The organism is Bacteroides sp. RCH18 (assembly GCF_058231005.1).
Genome location: NZ_JBIPTC010000001.1, coordinates 1,065,744 through 1,086,274, shown reverse-complemented (window position 1 = coordinate 1,086,274; position 20,531 = coordinate 1,065,744). Strand labels below are relative to the sequence as shown.

16 protein-coding genes and 2 pseudogenes are annotated in these 20,531 nt (G+C 42.6%); 12 read left to right on the top strand and 6 right to left on the bottom strand.

Features of this window, described 5'->3' with window-relative positions; genetic code table 11:
* The first annotated feature begins 129 nt into the window (after positions 1-129).
* Together ACHLI0_RS04265 and ACHLI0_RS04260 are read left to right on the top strand one after the other, a co-directional pair.
* A complete protein-coding gene (locus ACHLI0_RS04265) occupies positions 130-1,155 on the top strand; it encodes a sugar kinase (protein WP_008763049.1) in 1,026 nt (341 codons plus the stop codon).
* Between the two features lie 43 nt (positions 1,156-1,198).
* Entirely contained in the window at positions 1,199-1,876 is a 678-nt protein-coding gene (locus ACHLI0_RS04260; RefSeq protein ID WP_490748523.1) for a bifunctional 4-hydroxy-2-oxoglutarate aldolase/2-dehydro-3-deoxy-phosphogluconate aldolase, read from the top strand.
* Between the two features lie 195 nt (positions 1,877-2,071).
* On the opposite strand, the gene ACHLI0_RS04255 is transcribed toward ACHLI0_RS04260, so the two are convergent.
* The gene (locus ACHLI0_RS04255; RefSeq protein ID WP_490748522.1) at positions 2,072-2,338 is read right to left on the bottom strand and encodes a hypothetical protein; all 267 of its coding nucleotides are present in this window, start codon (positions 2,336-2,338) and stop codon (positions 2,072-2,074) included.
* A 222-nt stretch (positions 2,339-2,560) separates the two neighbouring features.
* Here ACHLI0_RS04255 and ACHLI0_RS04250 point away from each other — a divergent pair, with 222 nt between their 5' ends.
* The 10 genes and pseudogenes from ACHLI0_RS04250 to ACHLI0_RS04205 all read left to right on the top strand — a co-directional run.
* Positions 2,561-3,460, top strand: coding sequence for a cation diffusion facilitator family transporter (locus ACHLI0_RS04250; protein ID WP_151209545.1), 900 nt, complete (start codon positions 2,561-2,563; stop codon positions 3,458-3,460).
* A gap of 48 nt (positions 3,461-3,508) precedes the next feature.
* Positions 3,509-5,107 carry an aspartate:alanine exchanger family transporter gene (locus ACHLI0_RS04245; protein WP_490748521.1) on the top strand — a complete coding sequence of 533 codons (1,599 nt, stop codon included), beginning with the start codon at positions 3,509-3,511 and terminating at the stop codon, positions 5,105-5,107.
* A 75-nt stretch (positions 5,108-5,182) separates the two neighbouring features.
* Positions 5,183-5,539, top strand: a complete 357-nt coding sequence (locus tag ACHLI0_RS04240) for a DUF8478 family putative metalloprotein (protein ID WP_225720769.1) — start codon at positions 5,183-5,185, stop codon at positions 5,537-5,539.
* A gap of 89 nt (positions 5,540-5,628) precedes the next feature.
* A complete protein-coding gene (locus ACHLI0_RS04235; protein ID WP_055218417.1) occupies positions 5,629-7,956 on the top strand; it encodes a TonB-dependent receptor in 2,328 nt (775 codons plus the stop codon).
* Between the two features lie 145 nt (positions 7,957-8,101).
* Positions 8,102-8,419 (top strand): DUF8478 family putative metalloprotein, encoded by a 318-nt coding sequence (locus tag ACHLI0_RS04230; RefSeq protein WP_490749549.1) that lies wholly within the window; start codon positions 8,102-8,104, stop codon positions 8,417-8,419.
* Between the two features lie 96 nt (positions 8,420-8,515).
* Positions 8,516-10,855, top strand: a complete 2,340-nt coding sequence (locus ACHLI0_RS04225) for a TonB-dependent receptor (protein WP_234118166.1) — start codon at positions 8,516-8,518, stop codon at positions 10,853-10,855.
* Positions 10,856-11,135: 280 nt separating this feature from the next.
* On the top strand, positions 11,136-11,705 hold the full coding sequence (locus ACHLI0_RS04220; protein ID WP_055218410.1) for a YdeI/OmpD-associated family protein: 570 nt from the start codon (positions 11,136-11,138) through the stop codon (positions 11,703-11,705).
* 178 nt (positions 11,706-11,883) lie between these two features.
* Positions 11,884-14,187 carry a family 20 glycosylhydrolase gene (locus tag ACHLI0_RS04215; protein WP_490748520.1) on the top strand — a complete coding sequence of 768 codons (2,304 nt, stop codon included), beginning with the start codon at positions 11,884-11,886 and terminating at the stop codon, positions 14,185-14,187.
* 188 nt (positions 14,188-14,375) lie between these two features.
* A pseudogene (locus ACHLI0_RS04210) lies at positions 14,376-14,483 on the top strand (TetR family transcriptional regulator); the annotation flags it as partial.
* Between the two features lie 285 nt (positions 14,484-14,768).
* Positions 14,769-15,803: pseudogene (locus ACHLI0_RS04205) on the top strand (ABC transporter ATP-binding protein); the annotation flags it as partial.
* A 321-nt stretch (positions 15,804-16,124) separates the two neighbouring features.
* Here the strand turns inward: ACHLI0_RS04205 and ACHLI0_RS04200 are convergent.
* From ACHLI0_RS04200 to ACHLI0_RS04180, 5 genes are read right to left on the bottom strand one after another with little or no spacing between them, the layout of a single operon-like run.
* Positions 16,125-17,225, bottom strand: coding sequence for a TIGR04133 family radical SAM/SPASM protein (locus ACHLI0_RS04200; protein ID WP_008765031.1), 1,101 nt, complete (start codon positions 17,223-17,225; stop codon positions 16,125-16,127).
* 2 nt (positions 17,226-17,227) lie between these two features.
* Positions 17,228-17,689 (bottom strand): radical SAM-associated putative lipoprotein, encoded by a 462-nt coding sequence (locus ACHLI0_RS04195; RefSeq protein ID WP_008765032.1) that lies wholly within the window; start codon positions 17,687-17,689, stop codon positions 17,228-17,230.
* Positions 17,690-17,727: 38 nt separating this feature from the next.
* The gene (locus tag ACHLI0_RS04190) at positions 17,728-18,297 is read right to left on the bottom strand and encodes a hypothetical protein (protein WP_055218404.1); all 570 of its coding nucleotides are present in this window, start codon (positions 18,295-18,297) and stop codon (positions 17,728-17,730) included.
* 44 nt (positions 18,298-18,341) lie between these two features.
* Positions 18,342-18,773 (bottom strand): hypothetical protein, encoded by a 432-nt coding sequence (locus ACHLI0_RS04185; protein ID WP_055218402.1) that lies wholly within the window; start codon positions 18,771-18,773, stop codon positions 18,342-18,344.
* Positions 18,774-18,831: 58 nt separating this feature from the next.
* Positions 18,832-19,836, bottom strand: a complete 1,005-nt coding sequence (locus ACHLI0_RS04180) for a hypothetical protein (RefSeq protein WP_008765035.1) — start codon at positions 19,834-19,836, stop codon at positions 18,832-18,834.
* Between the last annotated feature and the right edge of the window lie 695 nt (positions 19,837-20,531).

Below are 20,531 nucleotides of genomic sequence, written 5' to 3'. Positions count from 1 at the left end.
AAGGTGTGTAATGTAACTCTGTTTATATATTAATACTCATATAATCAGTGGTTTAACCCCTAAAATAGGGTAAAAATGATAAATTGAAACTTCATAATATTAATAACTTAGAATTTAAAACATAAGATTATGGGAAAGAAAGTCGTTACATTAGGCGAAATCATGCTTAGATTGTCAACTCCGGGTAATACCCGCTTTGTTCAGTCTGACTCTTTTGATGTAGTATATGGTGGTGGAGAAGCGAACGTTGCAGTAAGCTGTGCCAACTACGGACATGAAGCCTATTTCGTAACCAAATTGCCGAAACATGAAATCGGACAGTCTGCTGTAAACGCATTGCGTAAATATGGTGTAAAGACAGACTTTATTGCTCGTGGTGGCGACCGCGTAGGTATCTACTATCTGGAAACAGGCGCTTCTATGCGTCCCAGCAAGGTTATCTATGACCGTGCTCATTCTGCTATCGCTGAAGCTGATGCTGCCGACTTTGATTTTGATGCTATTATGGAAGGTGCTGACTGGTTCCACTGGTCCGGTATCACTCCGGCTATTTCTGACAAAGCTGCCGAACTGACTCGTCTGGCTTGCGAAGCAGCCAAGCGTCATGGCGTAACTGTATCGGTTGACTTGAATTTCCGTAAGAAACTGTGGACAAAAGAAAAAGCACAGTCTATCATGAAACCGTTGATGAAGTATGTAGACGTATGTATCGGTAACGAAGAAGATGCGGAACTGTGTCTGGGCTTCAAACCGGATGCTGACGTTGAAGCAGGCCACACAGATGCTGAAGGCTACAAAGGTATCTTCCAGCAGATGATGAAAGAATTCGGATTCAAATATGTAGTTTCTACATTGCGCGAATCTTTCTCTGCTACTCACAATGGCTGGAAAGCTATGATCTACAATGGCGAAGAATTCTATACTTCCAAGCGTTATGATATCGATCCGATTATCGACCGTGTAGGTGGTGGTGACTCTTTCTCCGGCGGTATTATCCACGGTTTGATGACTAAACCTAACCAGGGCGCAGCTCTTGAATTCGCTGTTGCTGCATCTGCTTTGAAACACACGATCAATGGTGACTTTAACCTTGTTTCTGTAGAAGAAGTGGAAGCATTGGCTGGTGGTGACGCAAGCGGTCGCGTACAGAGATAAGTTGAGAGTTTGAAAACCCAATTATTTAAAATAAGAAATTAAGATGGCAAAATTCGATAAAATAGCCGTATTGAATAAAATCGGCTCTACAGGTATGGTTCCTGTATTCTATCACAAAGATGCGGAAGTGGCAAAGAAAGTAGTAAAGGCTTGTTATGACGGTGGTGTTCGTGCTTTCGAATTCACCAACCGTGGTGACTTTGCACAGGAAGTATTTGCTGAAATCGTGAAATACGCAGCAAAAGAATGTCCTGAAATGGCTATCGGTATCGGTTCAATCGTTGATCCGGCTACTGCTGCTATGTATCTTCAGTTAGGAGCTAATTTTGTGGTAGGTCCGTTGTTCAATCCGGAAATCGCTAAGATATGTAACCGTCGTCTGGTAGCTTATACTCCGGGTTGTGGTTCTGTATCTGAAGTAGGTTTTGCGCAGGAAGTAGGTTGCGATCTTTGCAAAGTGTTCCCGGGTGATGTATATGGAACTAACTTTGTGAAAGGTTTGATGGCTCCGATGCCATGGTCTAAGCTGATGGTGACAGGTGGGGTAGAGCCTTCCAAGGAAAACCTGACTGCATGGATCAAAGCAGGCGTGTTCTGCGTAGGTATGGGGTCAAAACTGTTCCCGAAAGACAAGGTAGCAGCAGAAGACTGGGCTTATGTGACTGCAAAATGCGAAGAAGCTCTTGGCTATATTGCTGAGGCCCGCAAAAAAAAAGATTAGAGAGCGAAAGCTATCTATAAATAAAAAAGAGGCTGATACGTCAGCCTCTTCAAAATATGCCTCAAAGGGTTAGTTAGTTTAGTTAGTAATGAGGCATATTTTCCATTTTGTTTAAAGGTGTTTAAAGGGGATAAGTCATCGGAATGAGTGATCATTTCGGTGACTTGTTTTTTGGGTTGGTCGTAAGCGCTTCTTTTAAGAATGATGTGGCATTCGCATTTTGATAATCCGTCCGATAACGAGTGCTGCAATGTACGCCACGGCAAAGCCTACGATTGAAAAAACAAACGGTTTCTGTTCATTGAAAGTACGGCGTGGAGGTACAGCGGTATAAGCCTCGTTGGCTGTAGTCTGATTGTCAGACTTGGTGGCTGCTGTTATTTGCAGTGTTGTTTCTGTTGCTACCATCTGGCAGCTATCTGTGGTTGTGGTTACAGTATCCACTAATATTTCTGTAGACATCTTTCTTACCCTTTTAAGTTATACGTAAATTCCTGTTATGGTTTCAACACAGTACTTAGGGTTTAGTTCAAAGGGATTCTTAAAATCGGCGCAAAGGTAACTAAAAAAGTAAACGATGGAGCATGAGGAGCATATTCTTTTCAAATGATTTTTGGGGGCTTTCTTTGTTGTGTGAACTAATTTCTTAGATAACTGTTTTCTAAATATAAAACTATTTAGAATATGGAACCTCATCATCACGAACATAATCATCGGATAACATCTCTTAATAAAGCCTTTATAATAGGTATCGTTCTGAATATCTCTTTCGTTATAGTCGAGTTCGGAGTTGGTTTTTATTACGATTCTTTGGGATTGCTCTCTGATGCCGGACATAATTTGGGAGATGTGGCAAGCTTGATTCTTGCTATGTTGGCTTTCCGGTTGGAGAAAGTACACCCGAATAGTCGCTATACCTACGGATATAAGAAAAGTACCATCCTCGTTTCTTTACTAAATGCAGTCATATTATTGGTTGCTGTCGGGATAATTATCGCTGAAAGCATAGACAAGCTGTTTCATCCGGTCTCAGTTGACGGTTCCGCCATTGCCTGGACTGCCGGAGTAGGAGTGGTGATCAACGCACTTACTGCCTGGCTTTTTATGAAGGATAAGGATAAAGATCTGAATGTAAAAGGAGCCTACCTGCATATGGCAGCTGACGCACTGGTCTCTGTCGGAGTAGTTGCTTCCGGTATTATTATCATGTATACGGGATGGAGCATTATCGATCCGATTATCGGATTGGGTATCGCTGTGATTATTATTGTTTCTACTTGGGGATTACTTCATGACAGTCTTCGATTATCGCTGGATGGTGTTCCGGTGGGAATCGATACTCAGCAGATTCAGCAACTGATAGTGGAACAGCCGGGGGTAGAAAGCTGTCATCATCTGCATATTTGGGCCATTAGTACTACGGAAACGGCTTTGACTGCACACGTTGTAGTGGATGATATAGCAAAAATGGAGGAAATAAAACATCGTATAAAGGAGGCGCTTGAAGCAGCAGGTATCCATCATGCTACATTAGAGATAGAGGGCGAGGAAGTGACTTGTAGCACAGAATGTTGTGAGGATTGAAATAAATCCGTACCTTTGCGCCCTTAAACTAACTAACCTTTAAAAAACATGTTTACTGACTTATTGCATTCCTCTTATTTCTCGCTCTTTCTGATAGTAGCGTTGGGATTTATGTTAGGAAGAATTAAGATTAAGGGGCTATCGCTTGATGTGTCAGCGGTGATCTTTATTGCTCTTCTTTTTGGACACTTTGGTGTTATTATTCCTAAAGAATTAGGAAACTTCGGTTTGGTACTTTTTATTTTTACCATCGGTATTCAGGCTGGTCCCGGATTCTTCGACTCTTTCCGTAGTAAAGGAAAGACGTTGATTCTCATTACTATGCTTATTATCTGTTCTGCCTGCCTCACGGCAGTAGGTTTGAAGTATGCGTTCGATATTGATACGCCGAGTGTAGTCGGATTGATTGCAGGAGCTTTGACCAGTACTCCGGGATTGGCGGTAGCAATTGATAGTACACACTCTCCGTTGGCATCCATTGCTTACGGTATCGCTTATCCGTTTGGTGTAATCGGAGTGATTTTGTTTGTGAAGCTGCTTCCCAAAATCATGCGTGTAAATCTGGATCAGGAAGCCCGTCGCCTTGAAATAGAGCGTCGTGGACAATTTCCGGAGCTGGGCACTTGTATCTACCGTGTCACTAATGCAAGCGTATTCAACCGTAGCTTGATGCAAATCAATGCACGGGCAATGACAGGTGCTGTTATTTCCCGTCTGAAACATAAAGATGAAATATCCATCCCCACCGCGCATACGGTATTGCACGAAGGAGACTATATTCAGGCAGTAGGCAGTGAGGAATCACTGAATCAGCTGTCTGTATTAATTGGCGAACGTGAAGAAGGCGAACTTCCTTTGGATAAAACACAGGAAATCGAGTCCTTACTATTGACCAAGAAAGATATGATTAATAAGCAACTGGGTGATCTGAATTTACAGAAAAACTTCGGTTGTACGGTGACCCGTGTTCGTCGAAGCGGTATTGATTTATCTCCGTCGCCGGATTTGGCTTTGAAGTTTGGTGATAAACTGATGGTGGTAGGAGAGAAGGAAGGCATCAAAGGAGTAGCCCGCCTACTGGGAAACAATGCGAAGAAACTTTCCGATACTGATTTCTTCCCCATCGCGATGGGTATTGTGCTGGGGGTTTTGTTTGGTAAGCTGAATATTTCTTTCTCCGATACACTATCGTTTTCACCTGGATTGACCGGAGGAGTATTGATTGTGGCGTTGGTTTTGAGTGCCGTTGGTAAGACAGGACCTATCATTTGGTCTATGTCCGGTCCCGCCAATCAACTGTTGCGACAGTTAGGTCTGTTGCTTTTCCTTGCCGAAGTCGGAACCTCTGCCGGAAAGAACCTTGTGGCTACTTTTCAGGAAAGTGGCTTGCTGATGTTCGGAGTGGGTGCAGCTATCACGGTAGTACCGATGCTGGTTGCGGTAATTGTAGGACGTTTGGTGTTCAAGATCAACATACTTGATCTACTAGGAACCATTACGGGAGGTATGACCAGTACTCCGGGACTGGCTGCTGCCGATTCGATGGTGGACAGTAATATTCCAAGTGTAGCATACGCGACCGTTTATCCGATTGCTATGGTATTCCTTATTTTATTTATACAGGTGATATCCTCAGCTGTATATTAATGAAAATCAATATATATAGGTATTGATTGTTAAAATAATAGTTTGTATCTTTACCGCCTCAAAATTTAAGATGAGGTGAAACGATTGTCATTGAATATCATGCGCTGCTTCTTGCCGGTACTGTTTGTATCGTATCTGGTAAGTATCACATTCTTTGCTCACATACATGTGGTCAATGGCGTGACAATCGTCCATTCGCACCCTTTCAAGAAAGGGGCGGCACATAAGCACTCAACAGTCGAACTGTTATTAGTTCATTTTCTGTCACACCTGACAACGGACGGTGCGGCTGTTGTGTTTGCTCTTTCTCTTTTTATTCCATTCCTCTTGTGGCGGTTGCATGGTATTACACAGCATACGCACTACCATTCTCCCTATCATGGGGTGGTGGCACTCAGGGCCCCTCCTGCTATTCGTTTTTCCGTCATTTGAACCGATGGTATCCTGCTTTATAGTAAAGCGGGAGGTCCCCATCTGTTTGTTCACATCATCACTTAACGAAAACGAATAACAAACGAAAAATGAAGAAATACATCTTTTCGCTTGTCTGCTTGTGCTGTGCATTGTTGCCTGCCCTCGAAGGACAAGCTGCTCTCCATGAGCATCCCGAATATCCGGATTTACGTAAATCGGATGCAAACATCGTAGGTCATATCCTTGATAAAAACACCAAAGAACATCTGCCTTATATTACTGTGGCATTGAAAGGTACAACGATCGGTACTGTGACCGATGCTACCGGACATTACTTTTTGAAGAACCTTCCCGAAGGTAACTTCGTGCTTGAAGTCAGCTCAGTAGGTTATAAAACCGTGAGACGCAATGTAACACTGAAGAAAGGCCGTACGCTGGAAGAAGATTTTGAAATAGAAGAAGATGCGGTTGCCTTGGACGGCGTAGTCGTTTCCGCCAATCGTAACGAGACTACCCGTCGTTTAGCGCCTACTTTGGTGAATGTAGTCGATATGAAAATGTTTGAAACGACCAACTCCACTACTCTGGCACAGGGATTGAGCTTTCAGCCTGGAGTACGCGTAGAATCCAACTGCCAGAATTGTGGTTTCCAGCAAGTACGTATTAACGGTCTGGATGGTCCTTATACACAAATCCTGCTTGATTCCCGTCCGATCTTCAGCGCACTTTCGGGTGTATATGGCATTGAGCAGATTCCTGCCAGCATGATAGAGCGTGTGGAAGTTATGCGTGGAGGTGGTTCGGCTTTGTTCGGGTCGTCTGCCATTGCCGGTACAATCAATATTATTACTAAAGAGCCGATTCGCAATTCAGGAATGTTGTCCCATACCATCACCGGTATTGGAGATGGAGACGCTTTCGATAATAATACTGCTTTGAATGCCTCTCTTGTAACGGACGATCAGCGTGCTGGTTTATATATCTTTGGTCAGAACCGCCACCGTTCGGCATACGATCATGATGGAGACGGATACTCTGAAATACCGAAAATACATGGCCAGACAATCGGTTTCCGTTCCTTCCTGAAAACGACTACTTATTCAAAACTGACTTTCGAATATCACCATATGGAAGAATTCCGCAGGGGAGGAGACTTACTGAACCGTCCGCCTCACGAAGCGAATGTGGCCGAACAGACAGAACATTCCATCAATGGCGGTGGATTGAAATATGACTATTTCTCACCAAACGAGAAGCACCGTTTTAATGTGTTTGCATCCGCACAGCACATCAATCGTGACAGCTATTATGGTGGCGGACAAGACCTGAATGCTTATGGAAACACTACTGACCTGAACTGGATGGCAGGATCACAATATGTCTACAGTTTCGGAAAATGTATTTTCATGCCTTCGGACCTGACTGCCGGAATCGAATTCAACCAAGATAAGCTGGAAGACAATATGTGGGGATATCATCGCACGGTAGATCAAAAAGTAAATATCGGTAGCGCTTTCCTGCAAAATGAATGGAAGAACGATCATTGGGGATTCTTGCTTGGCGGTCGTCTGGATAAGCATAACCTGATTGGTCATATTATATTCAGCCCGCGTGCTAACCTGCGTTTCAACCCTACCCAAAATATTAACCTGCGTTTGAGCTATTCTTCCGGTTTCCGTGCACCGCAGGCTTTTGATGAAGATTTGCATGTGGAGAACGTAGGGGGAAATGTGGCAATGGTTGAGCTTGCAAAGGATCTGAAAGAGGAAAGATCACAGAGCTTGAGTGCTTCAGCAGATATTTACCACCGTTTCGGTGCATTCCAGATTAACTTTTTGGTGGAAGGATTCTATACTAAATTGTCGGATGTCTTTGCATTGACTGATGGCGAAGTAAAAGACGGAATTCTGACACGTACACGCTATAATGCTCCCGGAGCTCGTGTGATGGGACTGACACTGGAAGGAAAGATGGCTTATCTGAATAAATTCCAGATCCAGGCAGGGGTTACTTTGCAGCAGAGCCATTACAGTGAACCGCACGAATGGAATCCGGATGCTCCGGCAGTAAAGAAGATGATGCGTACCCCGAATACTTACGGCTATTTTACAGCTACTTATACTCCGGTCAAACCGTTGTCTATCGCCCTTTCCGGTACTTATACCGGTTCGATGCTAGTGCCTCACGAACCGGTTCCCGGATTCCTCGACAAACCGATTACGGTCAATACGGAGGACTTCTTCGATATCGCTCTGAAGGCGGCATACGACTTCAAACTCTATAAGTCGATGAACTTGCAGGTGAATGCCGGAATACAGAATATCTTCAATGCTTATCAGAATGACTTTGACAAGGGAGCCGACCGTGATTCGGGTTATATTTATGGTCCTTCACTGCCGAGAAGTTTCTTTGCGGGAGTGAAAATTAGCTATTAATAATGGTTTAATAATCTTTTTAGCTTATAAATCCTTATAAATAGGGATTGTCTTGCTTTGAGACAATCCCTATCTTTGTCGCAGAAGATAAACCTGATCTTTGTTACACAAAAACTGACGAATGAAACAAATATACCTGAATATAATGAAGTGGTTTTTGCCTGTACTGTTTATTTCGTACATGGCAGGGATTACTTTGTTTACTCACTCCCATGTGGTAAACGGGGTTACGATTGTTCATTCACATCCCTTCAAGAAAGGTGGCGAACATAGCCATACGACAGTAGAGTTCCAGTTGATTCACATATTGGACCATACATTGGTGACAGATAATGGTTTGACGCCTTTGTTTGTTACTTCTGTCCTGTCTCTTTTATGTGTTTTTCTCGCCTCTCCGCAGCGTATGCGGTATTGTCGTCCCTGTCCGGGCGTCATTTCTCTCAGAGCACCTCCCGTCGTTTAGTCTGCATCACGTAGAAGCAGGCAGGTCTTCTTTGGAAACAGCTGTTGCTTCCCATCCTTATTATTTTTGATTTAAAACATTAAAAGACTAACGACAATGAAAAAATATCTTTTAGTCCTGGTCAGCCTATGTTGTGCCTTGTTGCCTGCATTGGCTGAACATCCGGAGTATCCGGAATTGAAAAAATCCGATGCGAATATAATTGGTCATGTATTGGATAAAAAGACAAGTGAGCATCTGCCTTATATTACCATAGCATTAAAGGGAACCACGATAGGAACCGTCACCGACGCTACCGGACACTATTTCCTGAAGAATCTGCCGGAAGGAAACTTTGTGATGGAAGTCAGCTCGGTAGGGTATAAGACGGTTACCCGTAATGTGACCTTGAAAAAAGGTAAAACGCTGGAAGAGAACTTTGAACTGGAAGAAGATGCGATTGCTCTGGACGGAGTAGTCGTCTCTGCCAACCGTAGTGAAACGACCCGACGTCTGGCACCGACTCTGGTCAATGTAGTAGATTTGAAACTGTTTGAAACTACTAATTCTTCTACATTATCACAGGGGTTGAATTTTCAGCCCGGTGTCCGTGTGGAGACTAACTGTCAGAATTGTGGTTTCCAGCAAGTCCGGATCAATGGGCTGGACGGCCCCTATACACAGATACTCATCGACTCCCGTCCCGTGTTCAGTGCCCTTTCCGGGGTATATGGGCTGGAGCAGATTCCTGCCAGCATGATCGAACGTGTAGAAGTCATGCGTGGGGGAGGATCAGCATTGTTCGGCTCTTCGGCCATTGCGGGAACGATCAATATCATCACGAAAGAGCCTCTGCGAAATTCCGGTCAGTTATCGCATACGATCACTTCCATTGGTGGCAGTTCCGCATTCGATAACAACACCTCGCTGAATGCTTCCCTTGTAACGGATGATCATCGTGCCGGATTGTATATCTTCGGGCAGAACCGTCACCGGTCGGGATATGATTATGACGGAGACGGATTTACGGAACTTCCGAAACTTAAGAATCAGACGGTCGGTTTCCGTTCTTATCTGAAAACGAGTACTTACTCCAAACTGACGTTTGAATACCATCATATGCAGGAATTCCGTCGTGGTGGAGATATGCTAGACCGTCCTCCTCACGAAGCCCATATTGCCGAACAGTTACAACACTCCATAGATGGCGGAAGTCTGAAATACGATTATTTCTCACCGAATGAAAAGAATCGTTTAAGTGTTTTTGCCTCGGCAGCCAATACGGATCGTGACAGTTATTATGGTCCCGGCAACGATCCTCTGAAAGCATACGGAAAGACGACCGACCTCACCGCTATGGGCGGTGCGCAATATGTGCACACATTCGACAAATGTCTTTTCATGCCTTCCGACCTAACGGCGGGACTTGAATATAACCGTGACCGGCTGAAAGATAATATGTGGGGATACGACCGCCATACGGACCAGACGGTCAAGGTTTACAGTGCTTTTCTACAGAACGAATGGAAAAACAAACATTGGGGAATTTTGATTGGCGGGCGTCTGGATAAGCACAATATGGTGGATGATGTTATTTTCAGCCCGCGTGCCAACCTGCGTTTCAATCCTACGGATAATATCAATCTGCGTTTGAGCTATTCTTCCGGCTTCCGCGCCCCACAGGCATTTGACGAAGATATGCATATCGAAAATGTAGGTGGAACAGTGGCGATGATCGAGCGTGCAAAGGACTTGAAAGAGGAAAAATCGCAGAGCTTCAGTGCATCCGCAGATATGTATCACCGCTTTGGTGCTTTTCAGACTAATCTGTTAGTAGAAGGATTTTATACGAGGCTGACTGATGTGTTCGTGTTAGGAGAGCCCTTTGACCGTGGTGACGGTGTATTGGTGAAAATACGCAGCAACGGTCCGGGAGCCAAAGTAATGGGATTGACTCTGGAAGGAAAGATTGCTTATCTTTCTTTGCTTCAAATACAGGCAGGACTGACATTGCAGCGCAGCCGATACGATGAACCGCATAAATGGCACGATGATGCGCCGGCAGAAAGAAAAATCTTCCGTACTCCCGATACTTACGGATATTTTACGGCTACTTATACTCCCGTCAAACCGTTGTCCATCGCTCTCTCGGGGACATATACCGGCAGTATGCTTGTGCAGCGTATGGACATCAGCGCAGAAAACGCAGCAATGGGCGATATGCCCGAACGGAAGGCGGAAGCCATCCGGACACCCCGGTTCTTCGATATGGGAGTGAAGATAGCGTATGACTTCAAGCTCTATAAAACGGTAGACTTACAACTTAGCGGAGGTGTTCAGAATATCTTTGAAGCATATCAGAAAGACTTCGACAGAGGAGCTAACCGGGATTCCAACTATATCTACGGTCCTTCGCTTCCGAGAAGTTTCTTTGCCGGAGTGAAGATTAGTTATTGATACGATACCGGTCTGTTATTTTCAGAACATTTTATGCATCCGGGAATGTGATAAAACGATTGCTTCCCGGATGTTTTATAAATAAGCGACAGATTTGACATTGATGATTTCAACGATAATCATATCTGCCTGACCGATTTTTAGTATTTTTGGCGATTGTAAGTAAGCGATTCAAAGTCTTATCAGATTGTATTACGGATTATGATAAAAAGAAGATGGACGAAATGCTTCATTATTACGAATGTAAAGGCAGTAAAATAATTAGTTTGAATGACCTATTATGGCAACAGAAAATAAAATAAAGTATTTTGAAAATCGGGAAGACTGGAGAAAGTGGCTGATGGACAACTTTGAAACCGAAGACGAAATTTGGTTTGTATTTCCTCTTAAATCGTCAGGTGAAAAAAGTATTGCATACAACGATGCTGTTGAAGAAGCCCTTTGTTTCGAATGGATTGACAGTACGATAAAACCGCTTGATAAAGAACATAGAATTCAGCGTTTCACGCCTAGAAAACCTAAAAGTACATACTCACAAGCCAACAAAGAAAGACTTAAATGGTTATTGGAAAATAAAATGATACACCCTGAATTTGAAGATAAAATACGCACTGTTTTATCTGACCCTTTTATTTTCCCCAATGATATAATGGACAGATTGAAAGAAGATGAAATAGCATGGAGAAACTACCAGCATTTTTCCGACGCATATAAGCGTATCCGAATTGCATACATTGAAGCAGCAAGGAAGCGACCGGAAGAATTTGAAAAGCGATTAAACAACTTTATCTGTAAAGTGAAAGAGAATAAGATGATAACCGGATTTGGCGGAATAGAGAAATATTATTGAGATTGTCCGAATCTTTATGGAAGAATGGCCTTATAGTCTGATGGAAGCGATGGAGCATCATTAGTAGTAAATCACTAAAAACTTTTCTTTCCCTTTTAGTAGTTTGCCTGTTTGAGTTGTATTATATATAGATAGTCAATAAAAGTCAAAGTAATCAACTTATTAAACAGTTAACCTTATGTTCAAACAACTAAGTACTTCTCTACTGATTGCATCAGCATGTATTTTGTCCTCTTGCACGCCTACGGTGAAGCAGGAGATCGCAATTTTACCTACCCCCGTTAGTCTGACGGAACAGTCGGGTATCTTCGTTTTAAAGGATGGAATGAAAATCGGCGTTTCCGATCAGTCCTTATTTCCGGCTGCCGGATATTTGCAGGATATTCTTCGGAATGTGGTGTCTACTTCTGTAGAGGTGACCGAAGCCGATAAGGCGGATATCTATCTCCAGCTAGGGCAGGATAATGGAAAGCCCGGCTCTTACAAACTTCAGGCTACCCCCAAGTCTGTTCAGGTTGAAGCCGGAGATTATTCGGGCATCGTTTCCGCCATTGCCAGCCTCCACCAACTGCTGCCTGCCGGAATAGAAGTGCAAGGAACGAAACAGACTTTCTCTATTCCTGCCGTGCAAATAGAGGACTCGCCGCGTTTTGAATGGCGTGGATTTATGCTGGATGCTTCCCGTCACTTCTGGAATAAAGATGAAGTGAAACATATACTGGACTTGATGTCCTTGTATAAACTGAATAAGTTCCACTGGCATCTGACAGATGATCAGGGATGGCGGATCGAAATTGAGAAATATCCGTTGCTGACGGAAAAAGGAGCGTGGCGGAAATTTAACAAGCACGACCGTGGTTGTATGGAGCGTGCGGTAGAAGAGGACAATACCGACTTCCTGATTCCGGAAAACAAAATACGGATTGTAGAAGGAGATACTCTGTATGGTGGTTACTATACGCACGAAGATATAAAAGAAATTGTAGATTATGCTGCACAGAGAGGTATTGATGTGATTCCGGAAATAGATATGCCGGGACATTTCCTGGCTGCTATCACCCAATACCCCGATCTCGCTTGTGACGGACTGATCGGCTGGGGAGAAACATTCTCTTCTCCTATTTGTCCGGGAAAGGATACGACGCTGGAATTCTGTCAGGATGTCTTTAAAGAGATTTTCGATCTCTTTCCTTATGAATATGTACACATGGGTGGTGACGAAGTCGAGAAAAATAACTGGAAAAAGTGCCCCCGTTGCCAGAAGCGAATCCGCACGGAAGGACTTAAATCGGTAGAAGATTTGCAGGCATGGTTCGTGCGTGATATGGAGAAATTCTTCCTTGCCAATGGAAAGAAGTTGATAGGCTGGGATGAAGTTGTTGCCGACGGACTGACTTCGGATGCTGCTATTACCTGGTGGAGAAGTTGGTCGAAAGAGGCAGTGCCTATGGCCACTTCGCAAGGACAAAGAGTGATTGCCTGTCCGAATGAATATTTCTATTTTGATTATGCGCAGGATAAAAACTCCGTGAAGAAGATATTGGCATACGATCCGTATGCAGACGACCGCTTGTCACCTGAACAGAAAGAATGTTTCTGGGGCGTGCAGGCTAATCTCTGGGCAGAATGGATTCCGTCTATGAAACGTATCGAATATCTGATACTTCCCCGTATGGTGGCGTTGAGTGAAATAGCCTGGGTGCAGCCGGAGGCGAAACCGGATCTGAAAGAGTTCTATCGTCAGCTTGTTCCGCATTTCAAGCGGATGGATATCCTTGGATTGAACTACCGGGTACCCGATCTGGAAGGATTCTACAAAGTGAATGCTTTCCTTGATGAGGCTTCGGTTGATCTGACTTGTCCGTTGCCCGGCATTGAAGTCCGTTATACTACTGACGGAAGTATGCCGACTAAGCAATCCACTCTTTATGAAGGAAATCTGAAAGTGACGGAAACGACAGATTTTACTTTCCGCACTTTCCGTCCCGACGGTACTCCATCGGATGTAGCACGTACCCGATACGTCAAAGCTCCTTATGCGGAGGCAACTGCTGCTCCGGCTTCTTTGAATTCCGGACTGAAAGCGGTATGGCATAAATTCCGTGGTAATCTTTGTGCGGATATCGATGCGGCTCCCGTGAATGGTGAGTATGTCGTAGAATCCGTTTCTATCCCCGAAGAGGTGAAAGGAGATATCGGCCTGATACTCACGGGCTACCTGGAAGTACCTGCTGATGGCATCTATACATTTGCCCTTCTTTCGGACGACGGCAGTACGCTGAAACTGGATGGTGAATTACTGGGAGATAATGACGGAGCACATTCACCGGTAGAGATTATAGTACAGAAGGCCTTGAAAGCCGGACTGCACCCGATAGAAGTACGCTACTTCGATTGCAATGGCGGAGTTTTGCAGATGGAATTAGTCAATGAAAAGGGTGAGAAAGAAGTGCTTCCGAAAGAATGGCTGAAACATGAATAAACAGATCCCCTGAAGATTTTTTATTAGGTATTAATATAGATAAGGTTTGATAGAAGGCGGGTAGAAGTAGGGATACTTTTATCCGCTGTTTTTATTCTGTAGGTAATTCTTGTTGAAATATCCTTATAAATGGGTATTTCCCAAATCAAAAGTTCTTCTCAACTTTGCAGAGTGAATAAAACGCCACTATGCAATATCTGAAAGAAGACATACAGGAAAAAATCCTCCACATAGCCGAAGAAGTATTCTCTGAAAAAGGATATAAGGATGCTTCCATGCGCGAAATTGCTTCCCGAACAGGGATTACAGTCAGCAACATCTATCATTATTTCACCAATAAGGATGAGATATTCCGCACGATTCTGAAACCTGTGCTGAATGATTTGTATGTCAAGATATACCGACATGATGCCAATCAGATGTCCATAGAGGTTTTTACGAATTCGGACTATCAGCAGGAATCCGTGCAGGAATATATCGATTTGGTTTCCGAACACCGTGCCCGGTTGTGTATGTTACTTTCCAGGCACAGGGATCATCCCTGGAAAACTTCCGTTCGGAGTATACCGATAAATGAAAAGGTATGTTTACCGCTTGCGGTTGCTGTCCTGTTGCTTAGCAATATCGCCCAGCGTAAGCTGAGTGTGCGGCAGATTGAATCCAAGATTAATGCCGGAAACCGCTTGGAAGAATATCTGCAAGGCATACGGGTGATGAAAGCATATAATTTGCTGGGAGGCAAGTTCGAACGCCTGAAAATGGCTTTTAGTGATCTCCGTCGTGCCTGTATCCGGCAGGAGGCGCTTCTCAGCCCATTTATCTTATTCTCGGTTACATTGATTCGTGCCGGATTGACATTCATGATACTTTGCGGTACGTACCTGTTGATAGGAGGCGAACTTTCACTGCTCACGTTTGTCATGTTTCTGGTAGTCGGTTCCCGTGTTTTCGATCCGTTGACATCTGCCTTGACTAACTTTGCCGAGTTTCGCTACTTCTCCATCGCAGGAGGACGTATCCTTACGTTGATGAACGAATCGGAAATGAAGGGAGATCGTGATGTGCCCGAAAGCGGAGATATTACTTTTGATCATGTATCTTTCGGCTATCAGGAAAAGGAAATACTGCATGATATTTCCGTGACTCTTAGAAAAGGGACGCTCACTGCTTTGGTCGGTCCTTCCGGAAGCGGAAAGAGTACGATGCTGAAACTTTGCGCACGCTTCTATGATCCGCGTAAAGGCTCGGTTCGTTTTAACGGAATGGATATGAAAGAACTGGAGCCGGAGTCATTAATGAAACATTGTTTCATGGTTTTTCAGGATGTCTATCTGTTTTAGGATACGCTGAAGAATAATATCCGTTTCGGCAGGACAGATGCTACGGATGAAGAAAATGAAGTGGAAGTGCAGCAAGCTATCAATACCTTGATTGCGGGGCGGACGGTAATCGTTATCGCTCACCGCCTCAAAACGATCCGAAATGCCGACCGGATTATTGTGCTGGAAGAAGGACGAATTGCGGAACAAGGCACTCATGATGAACTTTTGAGCCGGCCGGGGCTGTACGCCAAACTTTGGAATATACAGGAACAGACATCGGGATGGAAACTATAAAAACGGCTCATCAGAGATAAAACGAAAAGGTCCGGCTTTCACAAGCCGGGCCTTTTGTTTACTAGAATTTATGCTATTTACACTTATTCTGTAATATTGAATACATTATATGGTTTTTTTAACTGACAACCAAATGTGAGAATGCGGGAGAATCACTTCGGCCGATTCCAATGTTTTCAATGTGGCTACGTAATTTTTTAATTATGACTAATTAATTCAATTCTGATATTGCAAAGATAGGGGCTTTGACGATTTCCTGCAATCACCTGAAATGGGTATTCTTGGGCGGTTTACTAGCAATATATAGTGGGGGTGAATCTTTTATTCCGGAACATTTGCAGAGTTTCCTGTCAACCTGTTCAGATGACATACCAGTAGTTTTCCTTCATTATCTCTCAAATGCATACCATTGCCTTGACAATAACGGAAGTATTTGCATCGGGCGCACTCGTCTTTTTTCATCCATGAACGGTCGCGATAAGGCTGGAATTTCGTTTGCCATATTTCCCAAAAATCATCCTGATAGATATTTCCTTGATGGTAGTTGGAGCGGATGCTGCTACAGGCACTAATAGAACCGTCAATCAAGACGGAGCCGACTGATATTCCGGCGCTACAGAAGAAAGGAGTATTCCGTACTTCACCTTCATAGTTACCCAGGAAACCTTCGCAGCCGTAACTCGCACGGATAATTCCTTCCTTTCGGGTGTCACGGATGAAGTCGAGTACTTGTTTCAGTTCTTCTCCGTTCATACGGAATTCCGGTTCTTCGGCGGCTCGTCCTACCGGAAAGATGGTAGATACCCTCCATCGTTTGACTCCGAGACTGATAAGTAACTCTTTCATAGCCGGCAACTGTGGCAGGCTACGGCGGGTGACACAGGTAATGACGTCGAATGTCAGTTCGGGGATAGCTGTGATTTCCCGTATGGCATTTACGGCACAATCGAAACTTTCGGGATGTCGTCGCATCCAGTTGTGTACATCCTTCAGTCCGTCCAGGCTGATGGATATACTACGCATACCGCTGCGGATCAGGTTATGAAGCCGTTCTCGTGTGAGACACAGGCCGTTGCATACCATGCCCCACGGGTATCCCCGTCGGGATATTTCTTTACCGCAAGTTTCCAAATCTTCACGTACGGTTGGCTCTCCACCGGAGATAATGACGAATACATCGTGCGGATTGGTATGTGTCGCTATGCTGTCCAGTACTTTTAGAAAGTCTTGTAGAGGCATATCCGGAGTAGCGGGAGAGGACTTGCAGTCACTGCCACAATGGCGGCAACGTACATTACATCGTAAGGTGCATTCCCAAAAAAGCTGCCTGAGCGGATGTTCTTCCACTCTTTCGTGTTTCATCCGGCGGAATATTTCTAAAGCCAGCCATCGGCGGGGAGTAAGGGGGATGATACGTTTCATTCTTAGTCTTCTTTTTCTTCTTCTTTTTTCTCCTCTTTAAGTAAAGTGACTTTTCCCTCTTTTCCAAGGTCTTGTATTCTAATCTTTTTTGTTTGGTATGCACCATTCTTTTCGCCGTCTACATCTGTATACTCAAGGTACATTTCTGTATCTTTGGGAGGATACTCTTTGAATTTAAATGTATTGATTGCTATACCGCTTACCGTATAATGCTCTATTTCACGTGACTCGGTATAGGCAGTATCTGTAATTAATGAATCTTCTTGATTCATATAACTGGATACTACGCGAATGCCATTAATAGTTTCTTTTTCTTCATTTTGTACTTGACTGCTTATTATAATGTCAGGAGTCCAGACGGGACCGGGACCATAATAACAAGGTTCGTCCCAGATCTCGTTATTATTGCCACATCCGGAAAAGCCTAAAGCGGCGAGCAGACTTAGTAGATATTTGTTTTTCATGTTGTTAATGTGTTTAGTTCTTGTTGGGACAAAGATAATTAATCTTTGAATTGGTTGTTCTCCATTGTTCGTTTTATTTTTTTTAGATGCTTTTCCAATGCAATATACACTTCTTTCCGATAACTGACAAAAATAGTTTTATCTGTTTGGAAGGAATCTTTCTTTTTACCGTCATAGTGCGGAATATTGGATAAAAACAGGCTATACGAGAAAATCATGTTCTCCTCTATTTTGCGGGAAGGCTTGAATGACTTGGCAGGTATGTAAGAATAAATACCCTCTTTACAACGGTAGGGTTTATACATTTGCACAACTCCCCACGAATTAATCTCATCCACCCGGATACTTCTTTTCCCGAACAGGCTTCGTTCTTCTATTCTATCCTCACAAAGCAAAATCTTACTGGGTAATGCCCAATAGATTAACAGTATAGACAAAGATATGGGTAACAAGAAAATAAGGAGGACTTTATTCTCACTTAAATCGGCTACGCATAAAAAGTAGATCATAAATGCACTGAATATACTGCATATTGCAACTCCTGCCCAAACAAACTTATTTGTAGGATAAATCCAGAATGTGTTTTTTTCCAAACTTTTATCTTTCATATCTAATTCAATTCTTTTACAGAATCCGGATTGCCATGTTTCATTTAAATCAAGCTATCTTTCATCATTATTCGTAGTTGTTTTTGTGTAGGTAATGTTTTCCATCCTTTATCTGGCGCTTTTAGAGTAAACCAGGATGGTACAGTGTCTAATATTCGATGTCGGTCGGGGGCTTTGGCTAAGAATGTTACAAAATAACGGGTTCCGATTGGAGTGTTTTTACTCTCGTCAAATGATATAAAAAAACTTCCTTTATATAAAGTCTTATTATATATAAATTCATATTTTGCGCTTTGTCCTCTATAAGCAGAACCGTATTTAATAAGAGTTACTATAGAATATATGCCATCCTTTCTTACATTGTTGTTTCTAATTGTTGAGACAGCATACAATAGAATGAATACTATAATGGGAACTATAAATTTAAAAATCTTGGTTTGATTAATCAGCTTCATTGCTATTCTATATCCTTTCATTTTTCTTCATTTTTTTATTGCAACTAATGTCCGGTGGCTAACCGACTGTTAAGACAACTCATTTGCTCGTTAGTGGTAGTTGTTCATTACTCCATTCGGTCAATATTACATTAAAATCAGCCAACATTAAATCAAAGTCATACTTAACCTTCTTATTTAGTTTGTTTGTTATATGACTTAATGCTGATAGGATATATTCGCTTAATCTTTTCTTTTGTTCAGAATGATTCAGTTCGCTAAATTCTTTTTCAAGGGTTATCACTGCTTTTACTTTTCCAGTATCTGTTCTGAATGGTCCAAACTCAAAGCGATTTCGAAGATAATATCCATTCTTTTCAATCTCTTGTTTGGTAAACATTGTTAGTAATTTGGGGTATAATTCTTTTTGTCTCAATTTCAGTTTTTCATCAGCGATAACGTAATTGCATTTACAGCAAACATGGTCGTAATAACTAAATGAACACTTTAGAATAATTTTATTGACAGCCTGACCATACAATTCAGGTCGCATTTGTTTGTTTAATTTTGATTGTAAATCATTCTCAATACTTTCAATAACAACCTTAGAGTTCTCATAACAGTTACCAATTGTACGTTCAATCCAAATGGGATTTTTAGGAATCCAATTTCGTTGACTTCTAAGTTCTATACCTTGTACATCTTCTTTCGTTTTATATTCCCATGCTATGGATTGCCTCTGAAAGGGATCATCCGGGCTGAAATGATAACTTGTCCTTCCTGCTTCCATGGTAAATCCGTTTATTCTTCTTGACCAAATGGCTTCGACGAAACGAGGCTCTCTGTGTTTATTGACAAAGCAAGTCATCGGGTTTCCATTAAAGAAAGAGCCTCTTAATGCCTCAAGGGCCTCATTAGATCCCCAACCTATGATTGCCAAACTCTCGCAAACCCGAACTGCATTATTCCACTCTTCTACATTTTTGTAATCCGCATATTTAAGAAATTCAGCGAATAAACTATCTCGCAATTTGTCAATATCATTTTGAGATTTCAAAAAAACTTCAAGTTCGTTTAATTCTTCTATTTCAAATATTCTGTTCATTTGTTTTTTATTTTAACCGCTAATGTCCGGCAGATAATTGACTATTAAGGTGCTTTATCAGTTTGTTAGCAATCTAATTCATTTCTATTTAATAATTCATCAATATTATGCCTCTAAAAATACAGTTTTGTCTGATCACCCACAAAGGAATTTGTTAGTTTTTTCCTCTATCCTATGAAAAAGCATCCCTTGACAGTCAATTCCACAATGATCTGTTGCATGATATGTTTGATCAGGAAAAGGTAAAGAGCGGGCTCGTTTTTATCTTTACCATGCTAGGCTGGTATTTATCCACAGGATGTGCGAATTGATATTCTCCCCCTTTTGCATATATTGGAAAGGATATGTGTAATAGCAAAAAGTGTGATACTTTCTGTGATATCCTTTCTTTTTGATTTGATTTAAAGTAATTCCCTATCGTTGTATATTGTAGAATTGCCTCAAATAGCGGTTTCTTGCTCTCAGAAAGGAGTTCTTCTACTCCCGGACCGGCTCTCAGAGTGCTTCAGCACGGGGCTTAGTAGCGTGAAGAGTAAGGTTAGACAAGATATAGAGTAAGTATATTGTGCGTATAGTGTAACTACAGCCTGCAAATAGCGTAACTATATCCTGTAAATAGCGTCAGTATCTACTCCCCATAAATAGCAAAAACAGTTTGTACGATATATATTTCTTTCCACAAAGTCCGTCTTTTG